This is a genomic window from Frankia sp. RB5 (assembly GCF_059816245.1).
The window spans coordinates 41581-57463 of sequence record NZ_JCBATA010000003.1 but is presented as its reverse complement, the minus strand read 5'-3'; the positions used below and the strand labels follow the sequence as shown (position 1 = coordinate 57463).

Below are 15883 nucleotides of genomic sequence, written 5' to 3'. Positions count from 1 at the left end.
TGCCGGGACGGACGCCCGCCCACGCGTCACGGGCGGTGCGCGGGAGCCGATGACGGCCCTGGCGGCGGCCACGGTCGGGCGCCGGCCCCGGAGTGGCGTCACTCCGGGGCCGGCCCGTAGGCATCGCCGCGCGTGACTCCGGGCCCCCGTGGGCCCGGAGCCCGCCTCTCATGCTGGTTACGGTGGTTACGGGTGCGTCATCGAGAGCACGTCGAGGGCGGCGTCGAGCTGGGCCTCGGTGAGCTTGCCGGCCTCGATGTAGCCGCGCTCGAGCACGACCTCGCGGATCGTCTTCTCCTCGGCGAGCGACAGCTTCGCCACCTTCGCCGCCTCCTCGTACCCGATGTACTTGTTGAGCGGGGTGACGATGGACGGCGACGACTCGGCGTACCGCCGGCACCTCTCGACGTTGGCCCTGATCCCGTCGACACACTTGTCGGCGAGCAGGCGGCTGATCGTCGACAGGATGTGGATCGACTCCAGCAGGTTGCGGGCGATCACCGGCAGCATGACGTTGAGCTCGAAGTTGCCCGCCGAACCGCCGAACGCGACGGCCGCGTCGTTCCCGACGACCTGCGCGACGACCTGGCAGACCGCCTCCGGGATCACCGGGTTGACCTTGCCGGGCATGATCGACGAGCCCGGCTGCAGGTCGGGCAGGTGGATCTCGCCGAGCCCCGCCCGCGGCCCGGACGAGGCCCAGCGCAGGTCGTTCGCGATCTTGTAGAGCGACAGTGCGATGACCCGCAGCACGCCGGACGCCTCGACGAGCCCGTCCCGCGACGCCTGCGCCTCGAAGTGGTTGCGGGCCTCGGTCAGCGGCAGGCCGGTGCTCGCCGCCAGCTCCGCGATGACGGCGGCGGAGAAGCCGGGCGGCGTGTTGATCCCGGTGCCGACCGCGGTGCCACCAAGGGGCAGCTCCCCGACCCGGGGCAGCGCCACGTTCAGGCGCTCGACGCCGAGCCGGACCGCCGCCGCGTACCCGCCGAACTCCTGCCCGAGGGTCACCGGGGTGGCGTCCATCAGGTGCGTGCGACCCGACTTCACCACGTCAGCGAACTCGGCCTCCTTGCGGCCCAGCGACGCCGCCAGGTGCTCCAGCGCCGGGATCAGCTCCTGGACGATGCCCTGGGTGGCGGCGACGTGGATCGACGACGGGAACACGTCGTTCGACGACTGCGACGCGTTGACGTGGTCGTTCGGGTGCACCGGCCGGCCGAGCCGCTCGGAGGCCAGTGACGCGAGCACCTCGTTGGTGTTCATGTTCGACGACGTGCCGCTGCCCGTCTGGAAGACGTCGAGCGGGAAGTGCTCGTCCCAGTCACCCCGGGCGACGTCGGCGGCGGCATCGGAGATCGCCTCGGCGATGTCGGCGTCGAGCACGCCGAGCTTGGCGTTCACGGTCGCCGCGGCCGCCTTGATCCGCGCGAGCGCCTGGATGTGCGCGCGGGAGATGCGCTGGCCGGAGACGGGGAAGTTCTCCACCGCCCGCTGCGTCTGGGCCCGCCACCGGGCCGACGCCGGTACCCGGACGTCGCCCATGCTGTCGTGCTCGATGCGGTATTCCTGCTCGCTCATGCGCCCGTTCTCCCGAAGTTCCGTCATCATCGACTCCCGCCGGCAGCCGGCGACGCGGCCGCGGCCGACGCCCCGGCTGGCAGCGGCCAGCTGGTCTGCACGCCGGCGCCCACCCTCCGGCGGAAGGCCGCGCGGACGCCGGCCCCAGGGGCGACCCTAGGACATGTTCGGCGGACGGCGCCCGTTCCGATCCGGGCCATGGGCGCTCTCACAGTCCTTCCCGCCGGGGCGGCCCTTCGACCGTCGTCGGCTGGCCGGGCACGGACGGTCACCGCGGTGGGCGCGGGAGAAAACGGCGACGCCGCGACGCGGGAGGCGTCGCGGCGTCGGGATGGAGCCCGGAGGCCGGGCCAGGTACGGGTGCCTCGGTCAGGAGGCGGCGGTCTCGCGCTCGTGGGCGCGCAGGTCGCGGCGGAGCTCCGGGGGGAGAGCGAACAGGAGGTGCTCCTCGGCGGAGGTGACCTCCTCGACGTCGGCGAAGCCGCGCTCGGCGAGCCAGGCCATGACGCCGGTGACGAGCTCCTCGGGAACCGACGCGCCGGAGGTGACGCCGACGGTCTCGACGCCGTCGAGCCAGCCCGCGTCGACCTCGGTGGAGTCGTCGACGAGGTAGGAGGCGGGGACGCCGGCGTCGAGGGCGACCTCGACGAGGCGGACCGAGTTCGACGAGTTGCGCGAGCCGACGACGATGAGCAGGTCGACCTTCTCGGCGATCTCCTTGACGGCGACCTGGCGGTTCTGCGTCGCGTAGCAGATGTCCGAGTTCGGCGGGCCCTGCAGGTGCGGGAAGCGCTCGCGCAGGGCGTGCACGGTGGTCATCGTCTCGTCGACGGACAGCGTCGTCTGGGAGAGGAAGGCGACCCGCTCCGGGTCGCGCACGTTGACCCCGGCGGCGTCCTCGGGACCGTCGACCAGGTGGATGCGGTCGGGCGCCTGCCCGGTGGTGCCGACGACCTCCTCGTGGCCCTCGTGGCCGATGAGCAGGATGTCGTAGTCCTCACGGGCGAACCGACGCGCCTCGGAGTGCACTTTGCTGACGAGTGGACAGGTGGCATCGATGGTGCGCAGCTGGCGCGCTGAGGCCTCCTCGTGCACGGTCGGCGCGACGCCGTGCGCGGAGAAGACGACCGTGGCACCCTCGGGCACCTCATCGGTCTCGTCGACGAAGATGGCACCCTTGGCCTCCAGCGTCGTCACGACGTGAAGGTTGTGCACAATCTGCTTGCGTACGTAGACAGGTGAGCCGTAGAGCTCCAGCGCCTTCTCCACGGTCACGACAGCTCGATCGACACCGGCGCAGTAGCCGCGCGGCTTGGCAAGAAGGACCCGGCCCATGCTGGGCAGTCTACGCTGCGCGGGGCGGGCTGGAAGAGGCGCGGGCGATGCATCACCCGATGGCGACAACGTCCGATCCGGTCCGGGGGTGGCGGTCGACGGGACCTCGCGGGTCCGGTCACAGGTCCCCGCTACCGTGCCCCGCATGGCCCTGACCTCGACTCCCGAACAGCCCCTGCCGGTGCGCACGGTCTCGCGCGCGGTCGGGGACTGGATCCACCGACTCGGCCGGGTATGGGTCGAGGGGCAGGTGACCCAGCTCGTCCGCCGCCCCGGAATGGGCACTGTCTTCCTCACCCTGCGGGACCCCGTCGCGGACATCTCCCTGCGGGTCACCTGCCCCCGGGCGGTCTGCGAGGCGGTCGGCCCCGCGCTGGTCGACGGTGCCCGGGTGGTCGTCTGGGGGAAGCCGTCGTTTCACCCGGGGCGGGGCACGCTTTCCCTTGCGGTGGTGGAGATTCGCCCGCTCGGCGCGGGGGCGTTGCTGGCCCGGCTGGAGCAGTTGCGGGCGACGCTCGCCGCCGAGGGCCTGTTCGCGGCGGGCCGCAAGCGCCGCCCGCCGTTCCTGCCGGCGGCCGTCGGGCTGATCACCGGGCGGGCCAGCGCCGCCGAGCGGGACGTCGTTGAGAACGCCCGGCGGCGCTGGCCGGCGGTGCGGATCGTGCTGCGGGAGGTGGCCGTCCAGGGGCCGCTGGCGGTGTCCCAGGTGATCGACGCGTTGGCCGAGCTCGACCGGATCGCCGAGGTCGAGGTGATCGTCATCGCCCGCGGCGGCGGCTCGCTGGAGGACCTGCTGCCGTTCTCCGACGAGGCGCTGCTACGCGCCGTGGTGGCCGCGCGGACCCCGGTGGTGTCGGCCATCGGACACGAGCAGGACGCGCCGCTGCTCGACTTCGTCGCCGACGTGCGCGCGTCCACACCGACGGACGCCGCCAAGCGGATCGTGCCGGACGTCGGCGAGCAGTCGGCCGCCGTCGCCCAGCTGCGTGCCCGCGCTCGCCGCACGGTCGAGCACCGGCTCGACCGGGAGGAGCGCCACCTCGCCGACCTGCGCCGGCGGCCCGCCCTCGCCGCGCCGGGGCGCGACCTGGACCGCCGCGAGCAGGACGTCGCCGCGCTGCTGGCCCGGTCCCGCCGCTGCGTCCACCACGCGCTCGACGTCACCGAGCGCGACCTGGTGTCCACCCGGGCACGGATGCGGGCACTGTCGCCGGCCGCCACGCTCGACCGCGGGTACGCCGTCGTGCAGCGGGAGTCCGACGGCGCGGTCGTGCGCGCGCCCGGGCAGGTCGGGCCGGGGGAGCGGCTCGCCCTGCGCCTGGCCGGCGGCCAGCTGCGCGCCGAGGCCGTCGCGGACTGAACCGCCGCGCGCCGGCGCGCGCGTCAGGTGGCGGGCTGGTCGGCGGCGGTCAGCCGGGTGCGGGCGCCCTCCAGCAGGGACTGGCAGACCCGGGCCAGCTCCTCGCCGCGCTCCCACAGCGCGAGTGACTCCTCCAACGACACCCCGCCGGCCTCCAGCCGGTGCACGACATCCTCCAGCTCGGCCCGCGCCGCCTCATAGCTCGGCGCGGACGGCCTGGGGCCATCGAACGCCGGGTCCCCGGCCGCCGGACCGCCGGGCGCCGGACCGCCGGGCGTCGGACCGCCGGGCGTCGAGGCGTTGGACGACGGGCCTTCGGACATCGCCACCTCCGGGTGCCTTCTATTGCTCAAATCCCGGCCAACCCGAAACCGTGGCCCCATCGGGGCGCAGGGCGCGGCGCAGGCGGTGCGAGCACAATTCGAACAGCACGCGTCAGCCTATTGCGCAGCCGATCCGACACCTCGCACGCACGTGCTTCGGAGGGGGCAATGCCACCCTCGCCCAGCGCAACGTGATATCAATCGGGCGACAATCGTGGTCGAAGTGGGTTGGCCTGGTGGAGACCCATAGTACAAGGTCACTGCAGGACGTTTCCGATTGGCGGCGGTCCGCGGTTGCGTGGGCCCCGCTCGGCTGACCGCCCGCCTGGCGCGGGCGGCTCGGAGGTACCAGCACATGCCCGGCGCACGTCCGTCCCCCCGACGTCCCGCCGTCGGAGATCACTTCAGTCGGCAGGCGGTCTCCGCCGCCGACGCGGCGTTCCCCGGCCCCCGTTCCCACCGGTCGGGGCCGGGTCCGGCCGCCGGCGCCTGGTCGCGCGCCCGGGCCAGCCGCCCGCTCCTGCGGCGCGCGGTCGGCCTCATCGTGGGAATGGCCGTCCTCATTCCGGCGGCCACCGCGCTGGACGGTTCACGCAGCCCGCACGTCTCCCACCCGACCCGGCCGCCTTCCGTGGCCGCCGGGGTCGCCCAGCACTAGCTAGGCCGTGCCTCGGGTTGCGATCTTTGTGTCGGGCAGTCGCGTCAGCGGTCCGAGGCCGTTCACGGCCGGCGGTCCTTGACAGCGTTCTGACACCGTCACCGCGTTCGCTGTCAGAAACCTAGGGACAAACCGGACACGACACGCCAGGAAATTGGCATCACGCCGCCTTCCCCTGCGGCCACTCCCCCTCCACGGGAAGTCCCCCGCCTCCTCGCCGTTCCGGCCGCCACCCACACCAAGATTGATCATGAATGGGTGGTGTCGGGGCGCCGCAGGCGGGCGGCGGCGTCCACACGAGGACGGCCCGAGAGATCACACCTCGACACGCGGCCTAGGTCTCGCGTCGAGACGCCGATGCCGATGCCGGCGACGGCGCGGGTCGCCCAGCCACCAGGTGGCGCGTCGAGGTGTGATCTCCCGTCAGAACCCTCGGGGGCGGGGTACGAGGCGCGGACGTCAGCCGCCGCCGGTGGCCTCGACCGGGCGCAGTGACCGCGCGAGCGTGACCAGGTCCGGCTGGTCGGCGCCGCCGCCGTGGCCGCCGCCACCGTCGTCGATGACCACGGTGAGGCCGTCGTCGGCGCGGCTGATCGCCACATGGCCGGCGGAGTCGGGGCGCGCCTGCCACGTGACGCCGTCGACGTCCACGGTCCCGCGGGCGGGTCGGTCGCCGAGCAGCTTCTGCACCGCGTCCGGCGCGTTGCTCTCCCGCAGCCGGGCGTACGTCCGGCTGCCGGGCCGGTCGATGACGTAGCCGATGGTCACCTCGGCGACGGTGTCGCCGGCGCCGCCCTCGGGCACGGTCATCCGCACCGAGGTCGCCTTCCACAGATCGGCGGGCAGGCCGGCGGGTGCGAGCGGGGTGTAGGGGGTCTGCCGGGCGAACGCCGTCATCGGCTCGGCGGTCGGGACGACCTTGATGGCCTGCTCGTCGCTGCCGCGCGGTATCACGAAGATGACGAAGACGAGGACGCCGGCCATCACCGCGCCGAGGGAGAGCACCATGTCGCGGACCGTCTCCTGGCCGCGTCGCTGTCGTTGTGCCACGTCCCCATCTTCCAGGTAAGCGCCGGCCGGCGGCGGCGCGGGAGCGGCTGGACGGGCCCCATCCGGCCTGGCTGTGGCCGGGATCTCGCCCACGGTGGGTCGCTGGGCGCGCGCCACCCGTGGGAACCGCCCGTACGAGCGCGGGCGGCCGTCACGCCCCCTCCGCGTGACGGCCACCCGATCAAAGCGTTGGACGCGTGTGTGGGGCGGAAGGTTGCACGGAAATTTTCGGCCTGCCTCGTGTCGCCCGTACGACAGACGGGAGGTGCGATCCGGTCCGCGCGCTCCGGTTGTCGGCGGTACCGTTGAGGCGGGTAGCGGACGTCACCCCCGCTCGTATCACGGGCGCCCGGGCAGCGGCCGAACTAGGCTCACGGCCGTGCCTTCCGCTCCCCATGCCTCCGCCGCCAGGCCCGACTCGGCCGTGCCCGACACGCTGGCCGTGCAGGAGCAGGCCCCGGACCGCAACCTCGCTCTCGAACTCGTCCGTGTGACCGAGGCCGCCGCGCTCGCCGCCGCGCGCTGGGTCGGCCGCGGTGACAAGAACGGCGCCGACGGCGCCGCCGTCGACGCCATGCGCAGGCTCGTCGGCACCGTGTCGATGCGCGGCGTCGTCGTCATCGGCGAGGGGGAGAAGGACGAGGCCCCCATGCTGTTCAACGGCGAGCAGGTCGGCTCGGGCGAGGGCCCGGAGTGTGACGTGGCCGTCGATCCGGTCGACGGGACGACCCTGACCTCCAAGGGCATGAACAACGCCGTGTCGGTGATGGCGGTCAGCGAGCGCGGCTCGATGTACGACGCCAGCGCCTGCTTCTACATGGAGAAGCTGGTCACCGGCCCCGAAGCGGCCGCCGTGGTGGACATCACGGCGTCGGTCGAGGACAACGTGCGGGCGGTCGCGAAGGCGAAGGCGGTGCACCCGCGCGACGTCACCGTGGTCGTCCTCGATCGTCCCCGGCACACCGAGCTGGTCGAGCAGATCCGCGCCGCCGGCGCCCGGGTGAAGCTGATCTCCGACGGCGACGTGGCCGGCGCGGTGATGGCCGCGACCTCGGGCACCGGCGTCGACCTGCTGCTCGGGGTCGGCGGCACGCCGGAGGGGATCATCGCCGCCTGCGCGGTCACCTGCCTCGGCGGAGTGATCCAGGGTCGGCTGTGGCCCAAGGACGACGCCGAGCGCCGCAAGGTCGTCGAGCTCGGCCACGATCCCGCCCGGGTGCTGTCCACCCGCGACCTGGTGGCCAGCGACAACGTCTTCTTCGTCGCGACCGGAATCACGGATGGCGAGCTGCTGGCCGGGGTACGGTACCGGCCGGGTGGAGCCAACACGTCCTCGCTGGTCATGCGGTCGCGGTCGGGCACCATCCGGCGCGTGGACAGCCAGCACCAGCTGACCAAGCTGCAGGCGTACTCCACCGTCCCGTTCTGAGGTCACGGCGGGAGGCGATCGCGTGGCGCGGCTGATCGGCTCGTCGCCGCGCCCCGCCGTCACCGCGCTGCGGCCGTCGGTGGTGTTCGCCCGCCTCGACCGGCCGGGGCCGCACGGCAGCGCGGCGGAGGTCCGCACGCTGCCGGCGGCCGTCCGGCGCTTCCTGCGTCATCCGCGGCCTCGGGTGCTGGTCGGCTGCGTGGGCCTGCTCGGCGCTGTGCGGATGGCCCGCGGGCCGTGGCGCCGGCGGGACCTCGGCGTCGCCGTGGCCGCCGCTGTCGCGCAGCCGTTCGTCGAATGGGGTGTGCACCGGCTGGTGCTGCACGCCCGGCCCGGTACCCGGCTCGGCGCCCTCGGCTACCAGGTCGCCGGCTACGGCCACGAGCAGCATCATCGCGACCCGGAAGACCTGGACACGATGTTCCTGCGCCCGCGCGAGGTGATCAGCGGCACCGCCGTCCTCGCCGTCCCGGCGCTGCTCGCGCCGCCGTGGGCGGCGACCGGGGCGCTGTGCGCGGGCCTCGGCGTCCTCGCCTACGACTGGACGCACTTCCTCATCCACAGCCGCGTCGCGCCGCGCTCGGCGTACTACCGGCGCCTGTGGCGGGGGCACCGGCTGCACCACTACCGCAACGAGCGGTTCTGGCTGGGGGTGACCAGCCCGCTCGGTGACATGGTGCTGCGGACCAGCCCGCCGAGGGACGCCGTGCCGCTGTCGCCGACCGCGCGGGGCGCCGCCGCGTAGGAGAGGTCGGAGCCGTCCGCGGCCGGCACGGCCGCCGGGGCGATGTCGGCACTGTCGGAGTCGCCGCCGCCGAGGCGCGGGCGGAACGGGCCGGCCTCGCGTGAGGTGCGGCGCGGCCGGAAGACCCGCCCGCGTGCCAGCACCGGGTGCGGTCCCGGCTGGCCCAGTCCGTCCAGCCAGGCGACGAGCCGGCTGTCCGGCGTCGTCGCCTCCACGGTCAGCCTGGCCAGGGCGAAGCGGTCGTCGTCGGGATGGGACAGGACGTCGCGCACCGCGCACGCCGAGCTGTAGCCGGCGGAGATCACCAGCTGGCGGACGGACAGATCGTAGCCGCCGCCCGGGTAGGCGAACGTGCGCGGCTCGTCGCCGACGGCCACCGCGAGCCGTCGCCGCGACAGGGTGAGCTCCGCGATCACGTCCGGGCGGGCCAGCTCGTTGAGCGGCCGACCGGTATGGCCGGAACCGCCGATCTCGATTCCCAGACCGCGGATCCTATGCAGGTCCGTCCGATGGAAATAGCCCGGATCACCTACTCGGGAACTGGTGACGAACACGGTGGCCGTCAGCCCGGACTCGGCCAGCTGGCGCAGGGCGCTCATTGTTTCGGCGCCGCCGTCGTCAATCGTGATGATGACCGGATTCCCGGGGGCGGACGCGGTGCCGACGGTGGCGACGTGACCGGAGACCGTCATCGGCACCCGCCCGGAGGCCGTGATCAGCCGACAGTGGCGCGCGAACGTGGCCAGCGGCATCGGCCGGCGCCGGGCGCCCCGGGAGGTGTGCGGGTCGAGCGAGCGGTAGCGCAGGACCGGGATCACCTGGCCGCGCCGGATCGAGGGCCGGCCGGGCATCACCGCGGGCCGGGCACGGCGGCGCGGCGTGGGCCGGGCGGGGCGTCCGGAGCGAACGACAAGCGGGCCTCCCTGCGATCGCCGCGACGGCGGACGCGGCATCGGATGATTGCGCGGAAGTACGTCCGGATGGAGCCGTGATGCGGCATGAAATGTAGCACGAGCGGCTGCAATGGCTGGGGAGGCGGCGGTGGTGCCTATCTCGCCGATCGACTGTCTCCGCAGGTCATCCTTAGGCAAATTAAGAAAGCAGAACTCTTCGCGGCCGAGTCGTGGTGGAAAACGCGCGGTGTGGGTTGGTCGAAGACCGTGTGGGCGTTGTGCACCAATGGCGTGGATGATGGGCCGGTGGTGCCCGTCGGATCAGGGCGCGGAGCCCGGGGCGGAGCCGGAGTCGCGGCGTACGCGGGAGAATGTCCGGCAGTCGCAGCGGGCGCAGTCGTTGCCTCGGCGGTAGTGCCGGTGCTCGTCGCGGTGGTGGCCGCAGCGACAGCGGTTCCACCAGGAGGAAATCCCTCTCACGGCATCCCCTTGTGTCGGCGTCACCGATCCGTGACCTTACCGGCAGCCGATGTCGTGACGGGACTCACGTGGGTGCCGTGCTCGCGTCGTGGTGCCGTGCTCGCGTCGTGGTGCCGTGCTCGCGTCGTGGTGCCGTGCTCGCGTCGTGGTGCCGTGCTCGCGTCGTGGTGCCGTGCTCGCGTCGTGGTGCCGTGCTCGCGTCGTGGTGCCGGCACGGACAGATCGCAGAGTTACAGGTCGGGGCGTCGGCGGCGGTCGCCGGCGGACTGGGCGAGGGCGCGGGCCCGCTCCCGCCGGGCGATCTGGGCGCGCCGGCCGCGGAACAGTGCGATCGCGGTCACCAGCAGGAAGGCGGCCAGCAGGATCGGCGCGTGCAGGATCATCTCGGATCCGATGTCGAGCGCCTTGTTCTTCAGCCCGGAACTACCGTCGCCGGTGGACGGGTCGAGGTAGCCGACGCCGATCGTGATGAGCGCATACACGAGCGGCGGCATGATCACGACGCCGATCAGATCGTCGGTATGGACCCGCACCGCCACCAGAACGCAGCCGCCGATGAACAGCACCCCGAAGCCATAGGACAGCGAGCCGAACGCCACCGAGTCGATGAGGGCACCGAGACCGCCGATGACCAGGACGACGAGGGCGGTGCCGAGCGCGGTAAGACCTCGCCGGCTGCCTGTGAACAGCGTGGGCGGCGGCGCCGACGAGCGACCGCGTGAGCCGCGGACATACGGGTCGTCGAACCTGTCGGCGCGCGCGGACCTTCCCTGCGGCCCGGCTGACTGCCGATGTGGCGGCACACTCACGAACGCAAGGTACCGCTCGCGGATTTCCAATGCGTCAGGACGATGCATCAGACGGCCGCTTCCGCCTGTGCACCGGAACTTTCGGTGGCCGGATCGCTCCATTCCGTGGGGTCGTCATCGTCTTTCTGGCCGTTTGCCCTCGATGTCCTCCAAACGTTGCCGGGACGGTCGCTGGTCAGGTCCGATACCCGACATCGTCTTGCTCGGCGGCCGGAGACTCCCCAGTCGGCGCGGCGGGCGGGGGCGCGGGCCGGTCGGCCGGGATGCCGGCCAGCAGCTCCGCGGCCGACAGCGGGCGCACACCCGTCTCGACCGGGCCGGGGCTCGGCAGAGGCGCCTCGACGACCTCCATGGCGGCCAGCCGGCGTGCGGGGGTGAGCACCCTGCTCTCCAGCGAGCCGACCGTGGCGTTGAAATCGCCGACCGCGCGGCCGAGGGAACGGCCGAGCCGGTCGAGATGATCGCCGAGGGTGCCGAGCCGGGTGTAGAGGTCCCGGCCGAGCTCGAAGATCTCCTGCGTGCGCGCGGTCAGGGCCTCCTGCGTCCAGGCGTGCGCGATGGTCCGCAGCATCGCGATCAGGGTGGTCGGCGTCGCGATGATCACCTTGCGGGCGGCGGCGTGCTCCAGCAGCGTGGGGTCGTGGTCGAGCGCCGGGGCGAGGAACGCCTCGGCCGGCACGAACAGCACCACGAACTCCGGCGACGACGGCAGCCTCCGCCAGTAGGACTTGGCGGCCAGCCCGTCGACGTGGGCCCGCAGGTGACGGGCGTGGGCGGCCATCCGTCCGGCGCGGTACTCCTCGTCGGCGCTCTCGGCGGCGTCGAGGAAGGCGGCGAGCGGCACCTTCGCGTCGACCACCACGTTGCGCCCGCCGGCGAGGTGAACCACCATGTCCGGCCGCAGCGGGCCCTCGTCGCCGGCGACCGTCATCTGCTCGGTGAAGTCACAGCGGTTGAGCATGCCGGCGACCTCGGCGACCCGGCGCAGCTGCATCTCCCCCCAGGCGCCGCGCGCCTGCGGCCGCCGCAGCACGGTGACCAGCGCCGCCGTCTGCGTCCGCAGGTTCTCCGACGCCTCCCGGGCGAAGCGGACCTGCTCGACGAGGCCCGCATACGCCTCGGTGCGGGCCGTCTCCAGCTCGCGCAGCCGGCCCTCCACCCGCCCGAGGGCCTCCCGCAGCGGGGTGACCAGCGACTCCACGGCGGCGCGGCGGGCGTCGAGATCGCCGCGGGCGCGGGCACCGGCCTCGTCCAGCCGGGCGGTCGCGAGCTCCACCAGCTGTCGGCTCGCCCCCTCCAGCGCCTGCGCGGACAGCGCCTGGAAGCTCTCGGTGAGCCGCTGCTGGCTCTGTTCGACCAGAGCGACCCGCTCGTCCGCGGCGCGCCGCTCGTAGTCCAGCGCGGTGCGCAGGCCCTTCACGTCCGCCTCGGCCAGCTGGGCGCGCTCGGTGGCGGCCTCGGTGGCCGCCCGCGCGGCGTCCCGCTCGCGCAGGACGGTGGCGTGCGCGGCCGCCAGCGCCGCGTGCCGCGGATCGGCCAGCCGGCGGGCGGCGAGGAACCCGCCCACGGCGCCGAGGGCCAGCCCGACGAGGGTCAGGAACGCGCTGGTCGTGTTCACATCGCAAGGCAATCACGCCCCACCGACAGTTCCGCGGCGGCCGCGGCGGGCCGCGCCCGGCGGCCCGTAGACTGATCCGCCATGGGCTTGTCGATCGGTATCGTCGGGCTGCCCAACGTCGGCAAGTCCACGTTGTTCAACGCCCTGACGCGCAATGAGGTGCTCGCCGCGAACTACCCGTTCGCGACGATCGAGCCGAACGTCGGCGTCGTCGGCGTCCCCGACCCGCGTCTCGACGAGCTCGCGAAGCTGTACGACAGCGCCCGTGTGGTGCCGGCCACGGTCAGCTTCGTCGACATCGCCGGGCTCGTGCGCGGCGCGTCCGAGGGCCAGGGCCTGGGTAACCGGTTCCTCGCCAACATCCGCGAGTCCGACGCCGTCTGCCAGGTCGTGCGCGTCTTCTCCGATCCCGACGTCGTCCACGTCGAGGGCAGGGTCGACCCGCCGTCCGACATCGAGACGATCAACACCGAGCTCATCCTCGCCGACCTGCAGACCCTCGACGCCCGCCTGCCGAAGCTGGAGAAGGAGGCCCGCGCCGACAAGGCGAAGCAGCCCCTGCTCGCCGCGGTGAAGGCGGCCCGCGAGGTGCTCGACGCCGGCCGCACGATCTCCTCCGAGCCCTCGATCGACCGCGCCGAGCTGCGCGAGCTGTTCCTGCTCACCGCGAAGCCCTTCCTGTACGTCTTCAACGTCGACGAGGACGTGCTCGCCGACCCCGGCCGCCACAAGGAGCTCGTCGACTCGGTCGCGCCCGCCGACGCGATCGTCCTGTGCGCCAAGGTCGAGGCCGAACTCGCCGAGCTCGCCGACGCCGACGCCGCCGAGCTGCTCGCCTCCCTCGGCCAGGGCGAGAGCGGCCTGGCCCAGCTCGCCCGCATCGGCTTCCATACCCTCGGCCTGCAGACGTTCCTCACCGCGGGCCCGAAGGAGTCCCGCGCCTGGACCATCAGGGCCGGCGCGACCGCCCCCGAGGCCGCCGGCGCCATCCACACCGACTTCCAGCGCGGTTTCATCAAGGCCGAGATCGTCTCCTACGGCGACCTGATGTCCGCCGGCTCCATGACCGCCGCCCGCGCCGCCGGCCGGGTCCGCATGGAGGGCAAGGACTACGTCATGGCCGACGGCGACGTCGTCGAGTTCCGCTTCAACGTCTGAGCCATCGGTCCCGCGACAGCGTGGGGCCAACCCCTGGGCCACGTGGTCGATGCCTCACGGCCCCAGACGTTGCCTACGGTCTGAAACGACCGTGTCCTCATCTCGCGCGGCGGAGGCCCCATGCCCGACGGCGGGGATCACTACCGACCTGTCTCCCGGCCGTACGTCCGACGGTTCGAATACCGCTACACCGAGCACGTGTTCGACAAACTTCAGCTCATCGACATCGCGCTGGCCGAGTTCGAGCGCCTGCTCGGCGTTGGCGAGGTGATCGCGGAGGCGCCGAGCGGCCTGCTCGTCGTCCGCGAACTCGTCCTCCTGATCGAGTGGCTTCGACCGCTGCATGTCGTTGTCGGCGTTGCCGAGAGCCGGCGGTGCGAGACACTGATTACGGTCTACGAGCCGTACCCGGCGGAGTGGTCGGGCGATCTTCGGAGGAGGCGGTAGTGCGCTGCGACGAGTGCGGCAACGGCGAGATTCGCCCCGGCCTGAAGCCGAAGGTCGTGCAGCGGGACGGTCGGGTCGCGGTGGTGACGGACATCCCCGTGGACGAATGCCCGTCCTGCGGCAGGACATGGCTTGATGGTCACGTCGCCCGGCGGGTGGACGAGCTGTTCCGAGAGATGCTGGCCGCGGACCTCGTGGCGGTTCGTCCCTACCGGGAGGCCGCGGCGGCCGCCTGAGCGACCGGCGACGTGTCGATTTTCGCCTCAACGTCTGACCGGCTGGCCCGTGATCCGCCCGGATGGGCGGTCTGTCACGAAGGTGCGGGCGAGGCTCGGCGGCCACGGGGTACAACGGCCGAGAGCGCGGCGGTCGGTCCGCGTCGGCGAGGTCTCGGAGGGCGGGTGGCCGTGGCGGGCGACGACGGGCAGGCTGGCGACGGTCAGGACGTGGACGAGCGGGTGATCTGCCATCTGGTGGGGCGTTCGGCGTGGTCGGTGGGGGCGGCGGGGTATCGGCCGGCGAGCCTCGGGAGCGAGGGGTTCATCCACTTCTCCACGCCGGCGCAGGTCGTGGCCACCGCCAACCGGTTCTACCAGGGGCGGGACGACCTGCTCCTGGTCGTGGTCGACCCGGCACGGTTGAGCGCGCCGCTGCGCTGGGAGCCGCCCGCCGAGCCGGCCACCGCCGTGAGCCGGCCCGGTGCAGTGAGCCAGTCCAGTCCCGCGGGACCGGCCGGATCGGAGGAACCGGCGGTGCCCGGTGCGGTTGGGGCGGCCGGTTCAGCAAGGCAGAGTGTTCCCGCGGGAACGTCGGGCCTGGCGGGAGCCGTCCGGGCAGGGGGAACGGCGACGGCGGGTGGGGAGCTGTTTCCGCATCTGTACGGGCCGATCGACGCGGGGGCGGTGACGGCGGTGGTGCCGTTCCCGCCGGAGGCGGACGGGAGGTTCACCATTCCGTCCACCCTCTGGTGATCTCCAACCAGCAGACCGTGCCCGCCCAGGGGCCGAAGCGGGCGTAACGGGCGCGGATCGTCCGGTCGTCGGCGGGGCCGGACAGGTCCGCCACCTCGCCGACGCGTGCTCTCGCCCAGGTGTCCAGGGCGAGGCCGCGGGGGCGGCCGAGCAGGCCGAGCATCAGGTCCGCACTGACCGGTCCGAAGCCGGGCAGGGCGCGGATGGCCGCGGCGATCTCGTCGTCACTCAGGCGAGGCGAGGCGAGTGAGGCGGGCGAGGCGGGCGGGGCGTTGGGGCGCCAGGACTCGACGTCGAGGGTGCCGGCGTCGACGCGCTGCGCGAGCAGCGCGAGCGGGCCGGCGCGGTAGCCCCAGCCGGCCTGGTCACGCAGGATCTCGGGGCCCTCGTCGGCGACGGCGCGGGCCACCGCGGCGGGCTCGGGGAAGGCGCGTTCGCCGGCCGGGCCGCGGGCACCGAAGCGGTCGGTGAGCTCGGCGAGCATCGTGCGGGTCCGGGCGAGCGAGGCGTTCGTCGCCGCGAGCGCGCGGACGAGGTCCTCCCAGACGGTCGGGGACCGCAGCAGCCGGCCGTGCCCGCCCTCGGCGATCCAGGCCAGGCCGGTCTCGCCCGCGATGGCGGCGTACAGGCCGGACAGGTCCTCGTCGAGGGCGAGTGCGTGCCGCACCTGGCGGCGGATGGCGGCGGCGTCCGCTTCCTCGCCCGGTGTTCGTCCCCAGGTGACGGCCAGACTCTCGGGCTCGGGCTCGGGCTCGGGCGCGGGCTCGTGGACGGTGATGGTCAGCGCGCCGGCGTGGGGGAGGGTGAGGACGCGGTGCCAGGCATCGTGATCGACATCGAAGCAGGACGGCCCCAGCCCGCTGGCTGCGTGACTGAGTGTGACCGATGATAAGCGGAAGTTGGGCGGTAGCGGGGTGATCCGCAGAGCGCCCGCGCGGGGGAGGTCCGCGCCGGGGGGAAGCCGGCCGAACCGGCCCCCGGCGCGGATCTCCGCCGCCGCCTGTGCGCCCACGGCTTGCGCTCACCTCC

At 73.3% G+C, this 15883-nt stretch carries 15 protein-coding genes and 1 pseudogene; 8 read left to right on the top strand and 8 right to left on the bottom strand.

Translation table 11 applies throughout. The annotated features are described in order from the left end of the window. Positions 1–186: 186 nt before the first annotated feature. Positions 187–1578 (bottom strand): class II fumarate hydratase, encoded by a 1392-nt coding sequence (locus AC6EXY_RS02290; protein ID WP_101830641.1) that lies wholly within the window; start codon positions 1576–1578, stop codon positions 187–189. Positions 1579–1947: 369 nt separating this feature from the next. Next, complete coding sequence (locus tag AC6EXY_RS02285) at positions 1948–2913, bottom strand: 4-hydroxy-3-methylbut-2-enyl diphosphate reductase (protein ID WP_101830642.1); 966 nt, start codon at positions 2911–2913, stop codon at positions 1948–1950. 145 nt (positions 2914–3058) lie between these two features. Between AC6EXY_RS02285 and xseA the strand changes: the two genes are divergently transcribed. Next, a complete protein-coding gene (gene xseA / locus AC6EXY_RS02280; protein WP_101830661.1) occupies positions 3059–4273 on the top strand; it encodes an exodeoxyribonuclease VII large subunit in 1215 nt (404 codons plus the stop codon). A 23-nt stretch (positions 4274–4296) separates the two neighbouring features. On the opposite strand, the gene AC6EXY_RS02275 is transcribed toward xseA, so the two are convergent. Further along, positions 4297–4596 (bottom strand): exodeoxyribonuclease VII small subunit, encoded by a 300-nt coding sequence (locus AC6EXY_RS02275; RefSeq protein WP_101830662.1) that lies wholly within the window; start codon positions 4594–4596, stop codon positions 4297–4299. Between the two features lie 355 nt (positions 4597–4951). Between AC6EXY_RS02275 and AC6EXY_RS02270 the strand changes: the two genes are divergently transcribed. Beyond that, positions 4952–5254, top strand: coding sequence for a hypothetical protein (locus AC6EXY_RS02270; protein ID WP_101830643.1), 303 nt, complete (start codon positions 4952–4954; stop codon positions 5252–5254). Positions 5255–5713: 459 nt separating this feature from the next. On the opposite strand, the gene AC6EXY_RS02265 is transcribed toward AC6EXY_RS02270, so the two are convergent. Beyond that, entirely contained in the window at positions 5714–6304 is a 591-nt protein-coding gene (locus tag AC6EXY_RS02265) for a DUF4245 domain-containing protein (protein ID WP_101830644.1), read from the bottom strand. Positions 6305–6746: 442 nt separating this feature from the next. On the opposite strand from AC6EXY_RS02265, the gene glpX reads away from it, so the two are divergent. Further along, entirely contained in the window at positions 6747–7733 is a 987-nt protein-coding gene (gene glpX / locus AC6EXY_RS02260; RefSeq protein ID WP_101830663.1) for a class II fructose-bisphosphatase, read from the top strand. A 22-nt stretch (positions 7734–7755) separates the two neighbouring features. Continuing rightward, positions 7756–8478: a sterol desaturase family protein gene (locus tag AC6EXY_RS02255; protein WP_499817052.1), complete on the top strand. Its 723-nt coding sequence runs from the start codon at positions 7756–7758 to the stop codon at positions 8476–8478. A 344-nt stretch (positions 8479–8822) separates the two neighbouring features. On the opposite strand, the pseudogene AC6EXY_RS02250 reads toward AC6EXY_RS02255, so the two are convergent. The 3 genes and pseudogenes from AC6EXY_RS02250 to AC6EXY_RS02240 all read right to left on the bottom strand — a co-directional run. Then, positions 8823–9077 (bottom strand): annotated as a pseudogene (locus tag AC6EXY_RS02250) (polysaccharide deacetylase family protein); the annotation flags it as partial. A 1004-nt stretch (positions 9078–10081) separates the two neighbouring features. Continuing rightward, the gene (locus AC6EXY_RS02245) at positions 10082–10708 is read right to left on the bottom strand and encodes a DUF6542 domain-containing protein (protein ID WP_207770190.1); all 627 of its coding nucleotides are present in this window, start codon (positions 10706–10708) and stop codon (positions 10082–10084) included. A gap of 127 nt (positions 10709–10835) precedes the next feature. Beyond that, on the bottom strand, positions 10836–12278 hold the full coding sequence (locus AC6EXY_RS02240; RefSeq protein WP_101830646.1) for a DNA recombination protein RmuC: 1443 nt from the start codon (positions 12276–12278) through the stop codon (positions 10836–10838). Between the two features lie 81 nt (positions 12279–12359). Between AC6EXY_RS02240 and ychF the strand changes: the two genes are divergently transcribed. The 4 genes from ychF (at position 12360) to AC6EXY_RS02220 (ending at position 14854) form a co-directional block, all read left to right on the top strand. After that, a complete protein-coding gene (gene ychF, locus AC6EXY_RS02235) occupies positions 12360–13436 on the top strand; it encodes a redox-regulated ATPase YchF (protein ID WP_101830647.1) in 1077 nt (358 codons plus the stop codon). A gap of 120 nt (positions 13437–13556) precedes the next feature. Then, on the top strand, positions 13557–13883 hold the full coding sequence (locus tag AC6EXY_RS02230) for a DUF4258 domain-containing protein (RefSeq protein ID WP_165818257.1): 327 nt from the start codon (positions 13557–13559) through the stop codon (positions 13881–13883). After that, positions 13883–14119, top strand: a complete 237-nt coding sequence (locus tag AC6EXY_RS02225; RefSeq protein ID WP_165818258.1) for a YgiT-type zinc finger protein — start codon at positions 13883–13885, stop codon at positions 14117–14119. Before AC6EXY_RS02230 ends, AC6EXY_RS02225 begins: the two co-directional genes overlap by 1 nt. Positions 14120–14284: 165 nt before the next feature. After that, positions 14285–14854, top strand: a complete 570-nt coding sequence (locus tag AC6EXY_RS02220) for a DUF952 domain-containing protein (protein WP_499817053.1) — start codon at positions 14285–14287, stop codon at positions 14852–14854. Here the strand turns inward: AC6EXY_RS02220 and AC6EXY_RS02215 are convergent. Then, entirely contained in the window at positions 14829–15866 is a 1038-nt protein-coding gene (locus tag AC6EXY_RS02215) for a DNA-3-methyladenine glycosylase family protein (protein WP_499817054.1), read from the bottom strand. The two genes, AC6EXY_RS02220 and AC6EXY_RS02215, sit on opposite strands and share 26 nt — an antisense overlap. Between the last annotated feature and the right edge of the window lie 17 nt (positions 15867–15883).

Coding starts and splice junctions, on each gene's coding strand:
- AC6EXY_RS02290 (WP_101830641.1), bottom strand. CDS start 1,578: ATGAGCGAGCAGGAATACCGCATCGAGCACGACAGCATGGGCGACGTC.
- AC6EXY_RS02285 (WP_101830642.1), bottom strand. CDS start 2,913: ATGGGCCGGGTCCTTCTTGCCAAGCCGCGCGGCTACTGCGCCGGTGTC.
- xseA (WP_101830661.1), top strand. CDS start 3,059: ATGGCCCTGACCTCGACTCCCGAACAGCCCCTGCCGGTGCGCACGGTC.
- AC6EXY_RS02275 (WP_101830662.1), bottom strand. CDS start 4,596: ATGTCCGAAGGCCCGTCGTCCAACGCCTCGACGCCCGGCGGTCCGACG.
- AC6EXY_RS02270 (WP_101830643.1), top strand. CDS start 4,952: ATGCCCGGCGCACGTCCGTCCCCCCGACGTCCCGCCGTCGGAGATCAC.
- AC6EXY_RS02245 (WP_207770190.1), bottom strand. CDS start 10,708: ATGCATCGTCCTGACGCATTGGAAATCCGCGAGCGGTACCTTGCGTTC.
- ychF (WP_101830647.1), top strand. CDS start 12,360: ATGGGCTTGTCGATCGGTATCGTCGGGCTGCCCAACGTCGGCAAGTCC.
- AC6EXY_RS02230 (WP_165818257.1), top strand. CDS start 13,557: ATGCCCGACGGCGGGGATCACTACCGACCTGTCTCCCGGCCGTACGTC.